The organism is Roseburia sp. AF15-21 (genome assembly GCF_003479505.1).
In the GTDB taxonomy this organism is placed as follows: domain Bacteria; phylum Bacillota; class Clostridia; order Lachnospirales; family Lachnospiraceae; genus Roseburia_C; species Roseburia_C amylophila.
This window is the reverse complement of record NZ_QUHG01000002.1, coordinates 217,648-231,288: the sequence shown is the minus strand read 5'-3', so window position 1 is coordinate 231,288 and position 13,641 is coordinate 217,648. Positions and strand designations below refer to the sequence as shown.

At 36.0% G+C, this 13,641-nt stretch carries 21 protein-coding genes; 6 read left to right on the top strand and 15 right to left on the bottom strand.

All coding sequences use genetic code 11. The annotated features are described in order from the left end of the window. Positions 1–2 precede the first annotated feature (2 nt). From DWW33_RS04130 to DWW33_RS04115, 4 genes are all read right to left on the bottom strand, one after another. Positions 3–539 carry an ECF-type sigma factor gene (locus tag DWW33_RS04130; protein WP_158577448.1) on the bottom strand — a complete coding sequence of 179 codons (537 nt, stop codon included), beginning with the start codon at positions 537–539 and terminating at the stop codon, positions 3–5. Between the two features lie 78 nt (positions 540–617). Next, positions 618–1,016, bottom strand: a complete 399-nt coding sequence (locus DWW33_RS04125; RefSeq protein ID WP_118638883.1) for a hypothetical protein — start codon at positions 1,014–1,016, stop codon at positions 618–620. 52 nt (positions 1,017–1,068) lie between these two features. Further along, the gene (locus DWW33_RS04120) at positions 1,069–1,254 is read right to left on the bottom strand and encodes a hypothetical protein (RefSeq protein WP_118638882.1); all 186 of its coding nucleotides are present in this window, start codon (positions 1,252–1,254) and stop codon (positions 1,069–1,071) included. 63 nt (positions 1,255–1,317) lie between these two features. Continuing rightward, entirely contained in the window at positions 1,318–1,599 is a 282-nt protein-coding gene (locus DWW33_RS04115) for a hypothetical protein (RefSeq protein WP_118638881.1), read from the bottom strand. A gap of 315 nt (positions 1,600–1,914) precedes the next feature. On the opposite strand from DWW33_RS04115, the gene DWW33_RS04110 reads away from it, so the two are divergent. From DWW33_RS04110 to DWW33_RS04085, 6 genes are read left to right on the top strand one after another with little or no spacing between them, the layout of a single operon-like run. Further along, complete coding sequence (locus DWW33_RS04110; RefSeq protein ID WP_118638880.1) at positions 1,915–2,163, top strand: hypothetical protein; 249 nt, start codon at positions 1,915–1,917, stop codon at positions 2,161–2,163. Positions 2,164–2,178: 15 nt separating this feature from the next. Next, positions 2,179–2,382: a hypothetical protein gene (locus tag DWW33_RS04105; protein WP_118638879.1), complete on the top strand. Its 204-nt coding sequence runs from the start codon at positions 2,179–2,181 to the stop codon at positions 2,380–2,382. A gap of 2 nt (positions 2,383–2,384) precedes the next feature. After that, positions 2,385–2,609 (top strand): hypothetical protein, encoded by a 225-nt coding sequence (locus DWW33_RS04100; protein ID WP_118638878.1) that lies wholly within the window; start codon positions 2,385–2,387, stop codon positions 2,607–2,609. Positions 2,610–2,631: 22 nt separating this feature from the next. Then, positions 2,632–2,853: a hypothetical protein gene (locus tag DWW33_RS04095; RefSeq protein WP_118638877.1), complete on the top strand. Its 222-nt coding sequence runs from the start codon at positions 2,632–2,634 to the stop codon at positions 2,851–2,853. 19 nt (positions 2,854–2,872) lie between these two features. Continuing rightward, positions 2,873–3,154, top strand: coding sequence for a hypothetical protein (locus DWW33_RS04090; protein WP_118638876.1), 282 nt, complete (start codon positions 2,873–2,875; stop codon positions 3,152–3,154). A 15-nt stretch (positions 3,155–3,169) separates the two neighbouring features. Then, the gene (locus DWW33_RS04085) at positions 3,170–3,445 is read left to right on the top strand and encodes a helix-turn-helix transcriptional regulator (RefSeq protein ID WP_118638875.1); all 276 of its coding nucleotides are present in this window, start codon (positions 3,170–3,172) and stop codon (positions 3,443–3,445) included. Positions 3,446–3,766: 321 nt separating this feature from the next. Here the strand turns inward: DWW33_RS04085 and DWW33_RS04080 are convergent, their stop codons facing one another. The 11 genes from DWW33_RS04080 to DWW33_RS04030 form a co-directional block, all read right to left on the bottom strand. Beyond that, entirely contained in the window at positions 3,767–4,363 is a 597-nt protein-coding gene (locus DWW33_RS04080) for a hypothetical protein (RefSeq protein ID WP_118638874.1), read from the bottom strand. Continuing rightward, positions 4,363–4,548 (bottom strand): hypothetical protein, encoded by a 186-nt coding sequence (locus DWW33_RS04075; RefSeq protein ID WP_118638873.1) that lies wholly within the window; start codon positions 4,546–4,548, stop codon positions 4,363–4,365. Before DWW33_RS04075 ends, DWW33_RS04080 begins: the two co-directional genes overlap by 1 nt. A 216-nt stretch (positions 4,549–4,764) precedes the next feature. Beyond that, a complete protein-coding gene (locus tag DWW33_RS04070; protein WP_118638872.1) occupies positions 4,765–6,042 on the bottom strand; it encodes a hypothetical protein in 1,278 nt (425 codons plus the stop codon). A 221-nt stretch (positions 6,043–6,263) separates the two neighbouring features. Then, positions 6,264–6,566 carry an HU family DNA-binding protein gene (locus DWW33_RS04065; protein ID WP_118638871.1) on the bottom strand — a complete coding sequence of 101 codons (303 nt, stop codon included), beginning with the start codon at positions 6,564–6,566 and terminating at the stop codon, positions 6,264–6,266. Beyond that, on the bottom strand, positions 6,563–6,778 hold the full coding sequence (locus tag DWW33_RS04060; RefSeq protein WP_118638870.1) for a cold-shock protein: 216 nt from the start codon (positions 6,776–6,778) through the stop codon (positions 6,563–6,565). The genes DWW33_RS04065 and DWW33_RS04060 overlap by 4 nt, the downstream gene beginning before the upstream one ends. Before the next feature lie 383 nt (positions 6,779–7,161). Beyond that, positions 7,162–8,811 carry a hypothetical protein gene (locus DWW33_RS04055; RefSeq protein WP_117698211.1) on the bottom strand — a complete coding sequence of 550 codons (1,650 nt, stop codon included), beginning with the start codon at positions 8,809–8,811 and terminating at the stop codon, positions 7,162–7,164. Positions 8,812–8,946: 135 nt separating this feature from the next. Next, on the bottom strand, positions 8,947–9,852 hold the full coding sequence (locus tag DWW33_RS04050; RefSeq protein WP_117698212.1) for a chemotaxis protein: 906 nt from the start codon (positions 9,850–9,852) through the stop codon (positions 8,947–8,949). Between the two features lie 111 nt (positions 9,853–9,963). Then, positions 9,964–10,677, bottom strand: a complete 714-nt coding sequence (locus DWW33_RS04045) for a DUF4352 domain-containing protein (protein WP_117698213.1) — start codon at positions 10,675–10,677, stop codon at positions 9,964–9,966. Positions 10,678–10,728: 51 nt separating this feature from the next. Continuing rightward, entirely contained in the window at positions 10,729–12,267 is a 1,539-nt protein-coding gene (locus tag DWW33_RS04040) for a sensor histidine kinase (RefSeq protein ID WP_118638869.1), read from the bottom strand. 22 nt (positions 12,268–12,289) lie between these two features. Then, entirely contained in the window at positions 12,290–12,976 is a 687-nt protein-coding gene (locus DWW33_RS04035) for a response regulator transcription factor (protein ID WP_118056893.1), read from the bottom strand. Between the two features lie 68 nt (positions 12,977–13,044). Then, positions 13,045–13,632, bottom strand: a complete 588-nt coding sequence (locus DWW33_RS04030) for a hypothetical protein (RefSeq protein WP_022242423.1) — start codon at positions 13,630–13,632, stop codon at positions 13,045–13,047. Positions 13,633–13,641: the final 9 nt, after the last annotated feature.

The following is a 13,641-nucleotide window of genomic DNA, read 5'->3' as shown; positions in this document are numbered from 1 at the left end:
GATTAAGCAATTAAATTTTCCAATACCTTTTTGATCCGGTTTATTTCCTTATAGAAAGTTGATGATGGAATTTCCAATATTAAAAATGTTTCTGTATTACTGTATCCTTCCATTTTTAAACATATGATTTTTCGTTGTATCTCTGTCAAATTTTCCATTATGCAATCCATACAGAAATTTTCCATCACATCGGCTTCCACAGATTTTCCACCAATCATATTGTAAATATTTTCCTTCTCTTCATTGTCTGCATCCAAACTCAGAATATTTTCTGTTGTGGTTCTCTTCTTGCTACAAGCCATTCTGATATAATTTCCAATTTCTGACTGCATATATTTCCAAGCAATTACCGAGAACTTATATTTTCCATTCAAATCTTTCCGTCTATGATATACCTGTACCGACTTTAAAAATCCAAAAACAGCAATATTGTAATATTCTTCTATACTTAATTCCTTCTGATGCAAAAATTCATAAATCAAATTATGGTTTTCTTCTGCAAATTTCCGTTCTGTATCTGTTAATTTTTCCAATTTCATACTGTAGCACCTCCGATATTTTCCAATAGGTAGGGATTCCGAAGAACCCCATACCTTAACAAATTTTCCATCCATTGATTAGAAGAATTTATCAATCATGGCTTTAATGATTAGCTTCTTGATTTCCTCTGTATGTTCCGACAAATCCACTTTAAGATTAAATCCTGTTTCAATAAAATCATTTTCCTTATCCTCGATATTGAAACAAAGTTCGTATGAAATATGACCACTTTCAATAATGATATGTAGCTCCTGAAATGAAAGACTAGCTCCTGCGTCACTCCACTTCATAGCCCTGCAATCTAAATATTCATGCTGATATTTTTCTTTAGCCGTCTTAATACTTTCCTCAATGGTAGCTCGTAAATTTTCTGATACTGTCAATATTGGAATAAAGATTTCCATACAGTCTGTGATAATATCTATCTCTGCAAGGTTAATTGTTCCAATGTTTGTTGTCATTATTTTATTTTTCATGATGTTTATATCTCCTACTCTTTTTTAATGGTTAAGTGAACATTTTTGGTTGCTATTTTTCTATGGGTAACTGACTGGAATCTATTGATGATTTTTTGTGGATTAGCTTAGAATCATCAAACCACTTTGTTTTTCTTCCGTCATACTGAATTGATGAATGATATATTGAGCTATTACCGACTTTCTGAATAACTCCATTTTTTACTACTGTTGCTAATTGTATTGTCTGTTTCTGCATGGTTTTGCTCTCCTTTTTATTTTGTACAGGCTTGGGGAACTTCTCCCCTTGCCTATTAATTATTTATTTCACCCGTAAAACCATATAATTTGTTGTTTTTTCAAATGGTTTTAAGTCATCTCCCAAGATTTCCGTAAGCTTTTTTTTATCTAGTGTCGTTCTGCTTTGTTCCTTATAAGTAATCCTTCCCGTATCAGTAATTTCGGTGTCGGTTTCATTCTCTTTCATATAAGAAATGATTTCACGCTCAACCGCTTCGATTCCGTCCTCTGTCTCTTCTTTTAACGCTTTGAGGCTTCTTAACTCCTGTACTTTTTTTTCAAGTTCTTTTTTACTAATACACATATAACGCGTACCTCCTTATAAAAAATGATTTGTTTGTTGTGGTCTTGTTTTCTTGACCTTATAATTGCATTATACACGAATCAGTGTACTTTATCTATTCGCATAATATACAATAATTCACGTTTTCGTGTACTTTGTTTTATTTATTTTGTACACGTTATAGTGAACTTTCACAATTTCAAATATACTATTTCGTGTACTTTTACCATTGTGTCAGTACACGTTTTCGTGTATTATAATCTTAACAAATCAATTGCTTTTTAAGAAATGAAAAATTTTATAGAAGGAAAATAAAAATATTCAGGAGGTAGCAACATGAAAAAATTAACATTTACAGGAAAATTGATCGACTACGAAAGAAGAAATAGCAGCCAATACGGGAACCCTAAATATTATGGAGTTTTTGAAAATGAAAAAGGAGAAACATTAGAGGCAACAACCGCAACGGATGCAAGTTGTGCTTATGGTTTTCTCAATTATGAAAAAAACGAAAGAACTATTACATATCATGTAACAAAAACAGGAAATTGTATTATTGACTATATCGACATCCATAGAAATTAGAAGGAGGTTTTAACCATGAAAAACTTTAGATCTTTAGAAATGAAAAAGGCATATGAAAAAGGTGGTTTCCGCGAACGCTTTGCAATGGAAAACGGGAACCGCTCAATCGTATTTATAGACAGTCACAAGTGTTACAAGTTTACATACAGTAAAAACAAAGAATATCAGGATGCAAACGGTGCATTATATGACACTGAAACAAAATCATGGAGGGATTAAAAATGACAGAAAAAGAACTTGAAACTATCAAAGATAATTTAAACGCTTATAAAGCGAATTTTGATTACATATCTATAGAAAAAGAAAATTTTGGAAAAGGGTATTATATTTTTACTACTAAAGAAAGAAAAGAATTCGGAAATTATACCCAATATTGTTATAACATTGATTATTTAAATGGATGGCTATACGGATGTGTACAGGCTATACATGGAATGTGTAAATAAACTCAGAAGGAGGAAAATAACAATGTTTAAATTTAGGATAATAACAACAGCAGAAGGAATACAGGTAATAGATCAAAACTTGCTAACTCCGTATGAATCACTCACACCGCTTCAGATGTTGGAATATATCAAAGTGGATAATTCACTTTATTATATGAAGAAATTGGAACGGAAGCAGAAAAAAGAAGCTCAACATAAAAACAAGTGGTATATAAAATTTACTGGACTTTTTAAATTAATCTAACCAATAGAGGAATAAAATCATGACTAAATTAGAAAAAGCGGAAAAAATAGAGGAAATGAGAAATACTATTAGCGATCAGGTGGATTTATTAACAGAGTTTTTTGCACTCCTGAGTACAGAAAGCAATAATGACTATGAATATTGGAAAGACAGTACAATTGATGGCATTATTGAGGCGGTAAATCGTGATTTGACAACGATAGAAAAACGTATAGAAGGAATCAGAGAATTAACAGAAGATCTAAAGGGTTTAAAAGATCTAGAAAAAGAATTGAAAACTTTGGAAAATAAAGAAGCATAGAAAGAAAGTTATAATATGCAAAAAGAGAAAATCACACGAACAAAAAAGGAAATAATTGCTATAAAGCAATTTATCACATCACACGGCTTTAAAAATACGGCAGAATTTGCAAGGGTTATCAATATGGAACGTCAAAATCTTTCTGCTAGAATCCTTGGAAAATGTAATCCCGATATTAGAATGCTGCTAAAATGGGCGGCAGTTCTAAAATGCGATGTTTTAGAACTAATTGAATTGTTTTATACAGAAGAATATCGACAGTATAAGCGGACACTGGATAATAAAAAATGATTATAGAAGTAAGGAACTTTTAAAAAATGCAAAAATAAGGCTAGGAAAAAGTAATCTCTTAGCCTTATTCTATGTTATTTTTTGATATTGTGTAGCATACCCCGGTAGGTTTACATTTTAGAAAAAATCGTGTTTGTCAGAAAAGGCTATAGTACATCCATTCACATGACAATCACCAAAATCCATTCTTTCGAACCCACAGGGGGTAGGTGCATAAACATTCTAAAATTTTAAGTACCTACTATATAATCATCCCCCTTTCTGAAAAAATGTAAAAAAATAGGGCAAACCAAGTATTTCTACCTGATATGCCCATCTATTTTATTCATCTATACCAAAAATATTATAAATATCATCTTGAATCATTAAACACATTGGAATACATTTTCCTAACGGATCATCTTCTTCATATGGAATGATATATTTTGTAGCATCAACAAACTTTTTCCTTCTGTACAATTTTTCTCCTTTTCCATTCGCCCTCAAAAAAATTGCTTGAAAACCTATCGTTTTTGTTGACATTTCATACAAATCTGTTAATAACCATTCAAAAAATATTGTACTATAATGTTTACTAGAATCAATTAAATATGCTGTTTGCCCATGAAACTTTTTAGCTATTGCAAAATATCTAATTTCTACTCCTGAAATACTATATACCTTATCTTCATTTTTAATATCATAATATTGTAATGATGTTGATTGTATTGTAGCAAATGCAAATATTGTTGATATTTTTTTATTATCATAATCGTCTTTATCAACTAATATATATGTAACCCCATCACCATTATCACTATATTTGACAGCATCATCAACCAAAAAATTATTAAAGTCAGGATGACCGCAATTAAATTTTTGCAATACATCCTGACTCACACATGCACTACTCAGTTCAACATATTGGAACTCTGACATTATTCTTCTCCATTGCACATTTCTTTCAATTTATCCATATTAGAAGAAGAGATGCTTTTCTTCGTACTCAAACATTCATTCCAATAAACTTTTGAACGCTTTTGAGATACTAACAAATCAATAAATGCTTTTGTCATTCCTTGTGTAATCATCATGGCTTCTTGTGGTTTGTTAATTGCTTCCATTATCTCATCCTCCTTCTCATATTTCTTTTCTTTACTCACATTATACCACCCCAACTACCAATTTTCAATAGCTGAGCATTTTAAGGCTGTCTTCCATAGAATCTTCTATATAAAAATCTATCACATGCTCAGTCACAAATCAAGCTTTTATTTTAATTATATGCAATAACGAAACAAATATACTTTTATTTCTTAGCATTTTACTATGATATAGTATCAATCCGTAATCTCAACTTTCCAATTCAACATAGCTTTGTATACTTTCTGTGGTATTTGTTTCCTATACTGCTCTGCTATATCCTTAACAAAATCTTCCTTATCTTCCTTATATCTTGCAAACGCTTCATCTGCTGTATCAAATGTGCCGAGTTTTATACTTCGTCCCATAAAAGCCATATTTGCCCTATATTTACCTTTCTCAGTATCATAATAAACACCTACAGGTAATTCACCACGACAAGCCTTGCCATTTACAAATAAAGTGTTTATTTCATGTGGCACAAAAGCACATGTTTCAGGGCTATATACCTTATTTCCTTTAAAAAGAATATCTTTGTCAAGATCAACCTTATAGTTTGGTTTATGTTTATCCCACCATAGTTTAAAATTGCTATAATTCTTCCATTCCTGGCAGACTTCACATCCTATATACTGAGGACTTCTTTCATGCAATTTTTTGTTATAACATCTTTGAAGCATATCACTCCAACGCAAATAGGATTCTGACTTACAGTCAACATCGTCTCTGCCCCAATATCCGACTCCTGTAACGGTTGGAATCATGCATCTGGAACTCCAATTATCAGGCTTAAAACGAATATCATTGATTACGTTCAAAATAAACTGTTCTGAATCATCACCAGTTTTATTAAAATGATTTTTTACAATGCGGTATTGTTCCTTATTCAATGGATAAAGATTTCTATAATAATTATCCTCTTTATCAGCTCCACTATGCCAAACATAAATGTTATTTGCCTTATCTGGATTTACAATAAACTCTTCCACAACCACTTTTTGTGCATATACCACGTCAATTTTATATTTCCACTCACCGTCAATATAAACACTTTTACTGAGCGTATATCTTAAAGTCCCATTTGCATCACAACTACCTTGCATAAGATGATATCTGCTACCAGAATATTTAATTATTCTCCCATAATTGGATAACCATGCATCTTTATAATCCATCAGTTTCACAAATATTTCATCTGTACCAATTGGAAGAATATCTAAAGAATCAATATCAAGTATTCTCTCTGGTATGATATTCTTATACTGAATTTCAACCAGATGTTCCAAGTTGTCCACATATTCAATTTTATTTTTTTCTTCTAAATATCCTCTCTGATAGAGGTATTCACATTCTTTACACTGACCAAGATAATAAGGATTGTAATATTTTCCTTGTACCAATCTGAACTTGCTTAATGGAAGTTCCCTCCCACATTTTTTACATATTTTTGTTTCGTTATTTTTTTCAACTGTCATAATCCTCCTTCGTTATAACCAGACATCAAGAATCGATGTACCAAATCAGACGCATCTTAATAAACTGCTAAGTGCAGCCAGGCGTATTATTCAATTTTTATATTGGAAAATGTGCAGAATTAGCACAAAAGATATTCTTGATTTCTGATACAGACTTTCTTTTACTTCCTGTCTGTTGGGAAATATCCATCAATTGTTTTGAATCGGTGTATGTCTGCCGATTACTCTTTTTGTTCTGATTTTTCATCATTATTCAAATACTGTTTTACAACTACACTCTGGTCAAATTTCAACCTCCTATGTGCTGGAACTGAAATCATTTCTTTTGGATTTCTCGGATTTGACGTAGTATATTTATCATAATCCTGAATATAAAATCTTCCGAATCCATACAACGATACATAATCGCCTGATTCTAACACTTCCATCAATGTTTCAATAAATGCATTATAAAATATTCTTGCTTTATACTTTGGCATTCCAGCATTATCTGCCACCAACCTTATAAAATCTCTTCTTGTCATCGTCTTTTCCTTTCTGTTGCTTCAATTACAGTTACATCTTTTGCATTGTTATCTCTTCCATTGTTACTAAATGATCTAAAGAACACATAATATCCTCGTTCTATGTGTTCCCCATTCAACTTGGATGAATGAATAAAGTATGACTGTCCATCTTCCCCTCGGATAAAACCATATCCCTTATTGCTAAAATATTTAATTACAGTTCCAAACATTAATTTTCCTCCTGTTACGTTATTTTTTTCGCATGAAATTCCTCTTTCAATTTTCATATCATTATTGATTTACAATGCTCCTGCGTCACTGTATTTGCCACATATAGACGCTTTATTGCTATATATGAGAAAAACCTTGGCTTTATGGTTTAAGGCACTAAAATAAGCCCACATACTCATCATAAATACAAGTATATGGACTTATTTAGATGTCCTAATGTTCTATTCGATTTTAATTTTGGTATGCATTTAAGGCATTGTAATTAGTAAATAATTAGTATAATCAGAAGATTTTTTCACCATGCACCTTATAATGCTATATTTTCAGTAGATTTGAGAAGATAATCGCAATCATAGTCAATAATTGCTATCATAATGTTCTCCTATTCCAGTCCTGCTGCTGCAAGTATCTCCTGAATTGCCTTTGTATAATCTGTTCTCTTTGTCATGGCATGCAATTCTGCTGCTTTTTCCTCTGATACACCAAAATGGTCTGATAACTGCTGCAAAATCTGATTCTTCAGTCCTGCCATTTCATCTGTTATCTCATATTCCTGAGCCAGGTCTGCACCATCTACGCATCTGCCATATCCACGAATCAACGCATCCAAAGCCATTTCATTTTCATTGATTCCGCTTAAGCTCTCATAAGACTGATATTCGCTCTGTATGGAAGCCAGCACCTGTGCTTTCTTATAGAAATTCTCGTCTTTTCCCTTTACAGAAGAACCGGCTACGGTCTGGAATGCTGTTACATAGGAGCCGCTTGCAAAATCATCCTTTGCCTGCTGCATATCCTGTCCATACTGTAAATTGGAGCTTCCCAGCAAAATCAAGATTAGAAGGGAAAGTGCCATAATAAAAATCAGAATAACCGGCTTCTTCGGAAGAGGCGGCGTACGGTCTATTTCTTTTGGAGGCTTCTCTTTCTTTACCTTTGGCGCCTTCTCCTTCTTCGCCTTTTCCTTCTTTTCTTTTTTCTCTTTCTTTTTCTTCTCTTTCTTTCCCTTCTTACCGGCTCCCTCGTCTGCATCCATCTCTTTTAAGATTTCTCTATTTTCGGATGAAATGCTGCCAAGGCTGTCATCTTCTGCAATCTTTGTATCATCCTCTTCTTCATCCGGTCCAAATAAAACGGACATAATTTTACTGAAGAATCCCTGTTTTTTTCTCTTTTCCTTTGCTTCCTTTAAATCCTTTAATTCTTCGATACTTCCAAGGCGTTCAAATTCATCCTGGACCTCACTGTCCTCATCTTCTGAATGCTCTAATTCTTCTCCATTTTCATCTGCTTTCAGCAAATCGCCGATATCGGATAAGTCAGCATCTCCGGATAACATATCCATAAGATTAATGGCATCATCATCTTCTGAAAGAAGTGGTTCCTCTTCCTCAGATTCTGTCTTTGATGCTTCTGGTATCTCTGCCGCCGAATCTTCATCCAGCGTATCAAAAAAGCCCAGAGGCTCTTCTTCCTCGGAAGCATCATCTTCCGGTGTTTTCGACGTATCCATATGTTCTTCCTCTCCGGAATCGCCCACTTTCTTCCGGACAGCGTCCATGATGTCATCCACATCTTCCATCATATCTGACGGTGCAGACCCATCTGTTGCCATATCTGTGCCCTCTGATGAGACTGGCTCTGAAGCATCCCGCAGCTGATTGGTTTCTTCTGACTGGTTTGCTGCTTCCGGCTGTTTTGTTGCAAAAGCTGCCTCCATATCGGATGTCTGGTCTTCATTGACATCAATATCTGCCTGATTTGATGCCTCTTCGTCTAATTCCATTTCGAATTCCTGCAGGAAATCATCTGCTGCTCCTGTTGCCAGCTCCTGTTCAAATTCATGCAGGAAACCTGTGCCGGAGTAATCCTCGTGTTTCTTCTCTACCGTTTTTTTCTCCCGCTCTCTTGGCTTTGCAGCTTCTTCATTCATTGATTGAATCAAATTCTCGATATCCTTCTTATTATTTCTTCTGTTAGCATCTGAAACTGAATTCAGCAAATCGTCCAGATAATCTTCACTCTTACTCAAATTTATACCTCCATGTATCCAAGTTGCCTGTATATCTGCTTACAGGGTCTGCCACAACATCTCCCAGCAGATGCCGGACAGCGTAAAGGAAAGGGATGTGATGTAACATCACACCCCTTTGTCTGCGTTCTTTCCTTACTTTCCAGTCTGGTCAATCAGTCTGTCGATAGCCTGTACCAGACTTCCAATCTCCGGTTTAGTCAATTGGGCGTCTGCTCCGAGTGATTCACCTTTTCTTCTCATTTCATCATTTACCAGGGAAGAGAAAATGATTACCGGAATATCATGCATGTTATCGTTCTCTTTTACCAGTTTTGTTAACCGGTGTCCGTCCATCAATGGCATCTCGATATCAGTAATAATACAATGTACTTTATCTTTTACATTGCCAGCTTTCTCATAAGCACAAAGCTTGTCCCATGCTTCCTGTCCGTTCATATTGACATTCAGGTTGGTATAACCTGCTTTCTTCAGACAATCTGTAATCAATTTACTTAATAAGGGGGAATCCTCTGCAATCATAATCGGGGAATCATTACGGTTACGATTTTCCAGATGCTCTACATCAGATACCTTAAGTCCTGTTTCCGGGCTGATATCAGAAATAATTTTTTCAAAGTCAAGAATAACAATCAACTGTCCATCCAGTTTAATGACTCCGGTTGATACACCCTTGTCCTGGACATTAATCGTTGCATCCGGTTTGATAATCTCTGACCAGGAGACACGATGAATTCCAATAACCTGATCTACATGGAATGCAATATTTAATTTATTAAAGTTTGTGATAATAAACAAACCTTTTCCTTCTTCATCCTGCATACCCAGACATCTTCTCAGGCTGATTACCGTCAGCATGGTATCTCGTGGCATAAAGATTCCTTCCACACTCGGATGTGCATTTGGTACCGGGGTTACCGGCTGATAGGATAAAATCTCACGAATCTTCGCTACGTTAATTCCGTAATGATTATCCCCTAAAGTAAACTCCAGCACTTCCAGTTCGTTCGTACCATTTTCTAACAGAATATTTGTCTCCATTTATGTTTTCCTCCCAAGGTCATTTCTTAGAATATTTCTATTTCAAATTATAACATAATATTACATAAAAATGCACCGTTTTTTTACAATTCTTTAGATATTTTTACTATTTTATAGATTACAGGTCTTATGTACCGTGTTTTCGACTACTTCCAGAGAGATTTTACTCAAATCTTCCGGTGTACCTTCCGGCACCTCAAAGAGTAAAACCGTATCTGTGCCACTTCCTGCTTCAATAGTCCCCTGATATGTGCCAAGGTCATTTAACAGAATTGAGACCTGTGCAACAGCTTCCACGCTGTCATTTAATGTCATGCGGAATGACACCTTGCGGCTTAACATATCACAATCAACTGCTTCGGTTCCGGCATTGTTTAAATGAAAATGTAAAACCAGATACTTATTTCCAGCGGTCGGCTCTACGATATAAGACGAATCCTGCTGATAGACGGAAGCAAATTCTGCCCCAGTATACTGCACATCAATGCCCGGTATTGCCACTGCATCGTTTAAGGACACACTGTTGTCCGATGCCGCATTCTCCGGAGTTCCTGTTGCATCTCCACCTTCTGATGGCATCTGCTCAGTGGAATCCGGCTGTTCCACAGCCTCGGTATCTGCAGTCTCTGTTGTCTCTTCACTCTTCGATAGTCTTACAATTCCATCCTGCTGCTTTATATTATACTTTGATACTACATGTGCTGCATAATCTACAATTGTCTGTTCTTCCTGCTCTGTTAATTCAATCGGCTGCTCTCCGCATCCGCCTAATAATAACGCAGCCAACAGCACACATGCCGTTGTTTTTATCTTTCTGTCTCTCATAGGCACTCCTTAACTTATCAATCTATTCCCATGTTAGCATTTTTCCGGCTTTCAGGCAATAGTTATTTCACGTTCTTCCTCGTTATCATCGCGATTGCTGGTGTCTAATTCTATCCAGAATTCCACACCATCCTCATGGTTAATGACTCCGCACTGCTGATGCATGGAATCCATAATTGCTTTTACAATGGACAGACCAATTCCGCTGCCTCCATAAGCTCTGGTTCTTGCTTTATCTACCTTATAGAATTTAATCCAGATATTATCAATGTCTTCTTCCGGAATCGGCTTTCCGGTATTAAACACGCTGACTCTTACTACATCCTGCTTACATTCATAAGAAATTTTAATCCGGTTTTCACCTTCCAAATGGTTGATTGCATTGCTCAGATAATTGGTTATAACTTCTTCTATCTTAAATTCATCCGCCCATACAAAAAACGGCTGCTCGTCAAATTCCAGAATAGCTCCCTTCTGTTCTAAGATAATGGCATTACTGGCAGTTACTCCACGTATCAGTTCGGTGATATCAAACCGTTCCATCACAATAGCATCATTCCCAAATTCCAGCTGATTCAAAGTAAGAAGTTTCTTTACCATGCGGTTCATCTTCTCTGCTTCATCTGTAATGACCTCACAATAGAAATTTCTGCTCTCCGGATCGTCCTGCACACATTCCTGTAAGCCTTCTGCATAACCCTGAATCAGTGCCAGAGGTGTCTTTAACTCATGTGAAACATTTGACAGAAAATCTTTTCTCATCTCGTCAATCTGTTCCTTCTTTTCGATATCTATCTTCAATTCATTATTGGCACTCTTTAATTCCGATATGGTCCGCTCTAAGATTTCCGATAGCTGATTCATATGCTCGCCCAACTGTTCAATCTCATTATCTCCCTTGACCTCATACTTCGCATCAAAGTCGAATTCTGCCATTTTCTTGGATATATCTGTAAGCCGCAGAATTGGGTTAGTAATACGGCGGGGAACAAAAAAAATGATAATACCACTCACTATTACCGCAACAACTCCTACATCCATCAGCAGACGATTAGACACCTGCGCACTTTCCTTGATACTTTCCAATGGAGTTCTCGCCAGCAAAAGATTACCATCTGCCAGGGTTCCCCAGAGAATCAGATAATCCGATTCCAGCCTGGTATCCTCTTTTTCTCCCATGACATAATTGTCGTTTGCTTTCAGTACTTTCATATTAAGATGCATATCATCATTCTGCACACTTGCCATGATAATTTCCATAAACTGCATCCTGAGATTTTCCACACCATTGGTAGAAGAACGCACTACTGTACCATCAGATGTAATGATTAAAATCGTCAGGTTACCATTGGAACAGATTTTTTCAAAATCTATATCATAATCTGATGTATTTAAGATTCCCTGTTCACTGGCCGCATTAATCTGCTGAAACCCATTTTCCAGCACTTCCTGTTTATAGCGGGTATAATAGCCTTCCAGCAGGGTAACATTAAGAAGCCAGCACAGTAATACCGTGCCGGCCACTAATCCAACGATAGTCAATGTAATCTGCGTTGTAATGGAATGCTGTTTTTTCTTATTCTTTGCCATATATCTTCCACCTTATCACATTCTATTGCGGTGCATCAATGTCCAGCTTATAGCCCATACCCCAGATTGTCTTGATATAATCCCCTTTTTCGCCCATCTTGCTACGCAGCTTTTTCACATGGGTATCGATGGTTCTGGCATCACCGAAATAATCATAATTCCATACATGATTCAGAATTTTCTCACGGGATAAAGCAATTCCCTTATTCTCCATAAAATATGCCAGAAGTTCAAATTCTTTATAGCTCAAATCAATATTTTTACCGTCAATCGTTACCATGTGGGCAGCCTTGTCCATTACAATGCCACCTACTTCCAGCACATCATCTTCTGTATAATTGCCGGTTCTCCGCAAAATTGCCTCTACCCTTGCCACCAGGATCTTCGGGCTGAATGGTTTACTGATATATTCATCCACACCAAGTTCAAATCCTAAAAGTTCATCACTTTCTTCACTCTTGGCTGTCAGCATGATAATCGGTGTCCTGGAACTTTCCCTGATTTCCCGGCATACATCCCAGCCATTCATCTTCGGCATCATAACATCCAGAATAATCAATGCAATATCTTTATTTTTATAAAATACGTCTAAGGCTTCTTCTCCGTCTCCTGCCTCTAACACTTCAAAGTTCTGTTTTACCAGGAAATCCCGCACCAGCTTACGCATACGGCTTTCATCGTCTACCACCAGAATTTTACGTTTTTCCATATTTGCTTCCCTCTTCTTTTTTCTATAGTTTAACGGATAAATATGTCAAATTTGTGTTCTTCTGCGATTTAATTCTGTTTTTCCAAAGCATCCAGTGCTGCTTCTCTTTCATCCAGTTCCTGTTCCCACTCTTCATATTTATTAATGATTTTCGTCTCATAATTTAAGATTGTGGTACTGCCACTGGTAAGGCTGATGGCAAACATGGCAATAACAATAATAATCAGCACAATATTCACAGAAAGTAAGATGCGGCAGCGCTTCTGTAATTTCGTTTCCTGTTGTTCCTCTGAATTTTTATCAGCATTTTCATTCTGGTGCTCACCAGATTTTTCTTTGCCAGCTACATGGTCAAGGTCTAAGCCCATATCTTTCACAGGAATACCTGGTATTTCGGATGCATCCACCCCGGGCAGTCCTTTCAGATAATCCTGCAGTTCTTTTAGATAGGCATATCCTATCGGTGTATGGAACAATTCCTGAGCCATGATTCTCTGGTAGATTTCCTGTACCATCTGTGGATTATCCATGTTCATATTATCATGTATGTACTGGATTCCTTCCACTTCCTTTTTTGCCAATTTTGCCTGTTCTTCATTTTCAAATACGAATCCACTTACTTCCCAGACTTTGCCATCTAATTCTTTTTGTTCCATATTTCCTCC

Coding starts and splice junctions, on each gene's coding strand:
- DWW33_RS04130 (WP_158577448.1), bottom strand. CDS start 539: ATGAAATTGGAAAAATTAACAGATACAGAACGGAAATTTGCAGAAGAA.
- DWW33_RS04125 (WP_118638883.1), bottom strand. CDS start 1,016: ATGAAAAATAAAATAATGACAACAAACATTGGAACAATTAACCTTGCA.
- DWW33_RS04120 (WP_118638882.1), bottom strand. CDS start 1,254: ATGCAGAAACAGACAATACAATTAGCAACAGTAGTAAAAAATGGAGTT.
- DWW33_RS04115 (WP_118638881.1), bottom strand. CDS start 1,599: ATGTGTATTAGTAAAAAAGAACTTGAAAAAAAAGTACAGGAGTTAAGA.
- DWW33_RS04110 (WP_118638880.1), top strand. CDS start 1,915: ATGAAAAAATTAACATTTACAGGAAAATTGATCGACTACGAAAGAAGA.
- DWW33_RS04105 (WP_118638879.1), top strand. CDS start 2,179: ATGAAAAACTTTAGATCTTTAGAAATGAAAAAGGCATATGAAAAAGGT.
- DWW33_RS04100 (WP_118638878.1), top strand. CDS start 2,385: ATGACAGAAAAAGAACTTGAAACTATCAAAGATAATTTAAACGCTTAT.
- DWW33_RS04095 (WP_118638877.1), top strand. CDS start 2,632: ATGTTTAAATTTAGGATAATAACAACAGCAGAAGGAATACAGGTAATA.
- DWW33_RS04090 (WP_118638876.1), top strand. CDS start 2,873: ATGACTAAATTAGAAAAAGCGGAAAAAATAGAGGAAATGAGAAATACT.
- DWW33_RS04085 (WP_118638875.1), top strand. CDS start 3,170: ATGCAAAAAGAGAAAATCACACGAACAAAAAAGGAAATAATTGCTATA.
- DWW33_RS04080 (WP_118638874.1), bottom strand. CDS start 4,363: ATGTCAGAGTTCCAATATGTTGAACTGAGTAGTGCATGTGTGAGTCAG.
- DWW33_RS04075 (WP_118638873.1), bottom strand. CDS start 4,548: ATGGAAGCAATTAACAAACCACAAGAAGCCATGATGATTACACAAGGA.
- DWW33_RS04070 (WP_118638872.1), bottom strand. CDS start 6,042: ATGACAGTTGAAAAAAATAACGAAACAAAAATATGTAAAAAATGTGGG.
- DWW33_RS04065 (WP_118638871.1), bottom strand. CDS start 6,566: ATGACAAGAAGAGATTTTATAAGGTTGGTGGCAGATAATGCTGGAATG.
- DWW33_RS04060 (WP_118638870.1), bottom strand. CDS start 6,778: ATGTTTGGAACTGTAATTAAATATTTTAGCAATAAGGGATATGGTTTT.
- DWW33_RS04050 (WP_117698212.1), bottom strand. CDS start 9,852: ATGGAGACAAATATTCTGTTAGAAAATGGTACGAACGAACTGGAAGTG.
- DWW33_RS04045 (WP_117698213.1), bottom strand. CDS start 10,677: ATGAGAGACAGAAAGATAAAAACAACGGCATGTGTGCTGTTGGCTGCG.
- DWW33_RS04040 (WP_118638869.1), bottom strand. CDS start 12,267: ATGGCAAAGAATAAGAAAAAACAGCATTCCATTACAACGCAGATTACA.
- DWW33_RS04035 (WP_118056893.1), bottom strand. CDS start 12,976: ATGGAAAAACGTAAAATTCTGGTGGTAGACGATGAAAGCCGTATGCGT.
- DWW33_RS04030 (WP_022242423.1), bottom strand. CDS start 13,632: ATGGAACAAAAAGAATTAGATGGCAAAGTCTGGGAAGTAAGTGGATTC.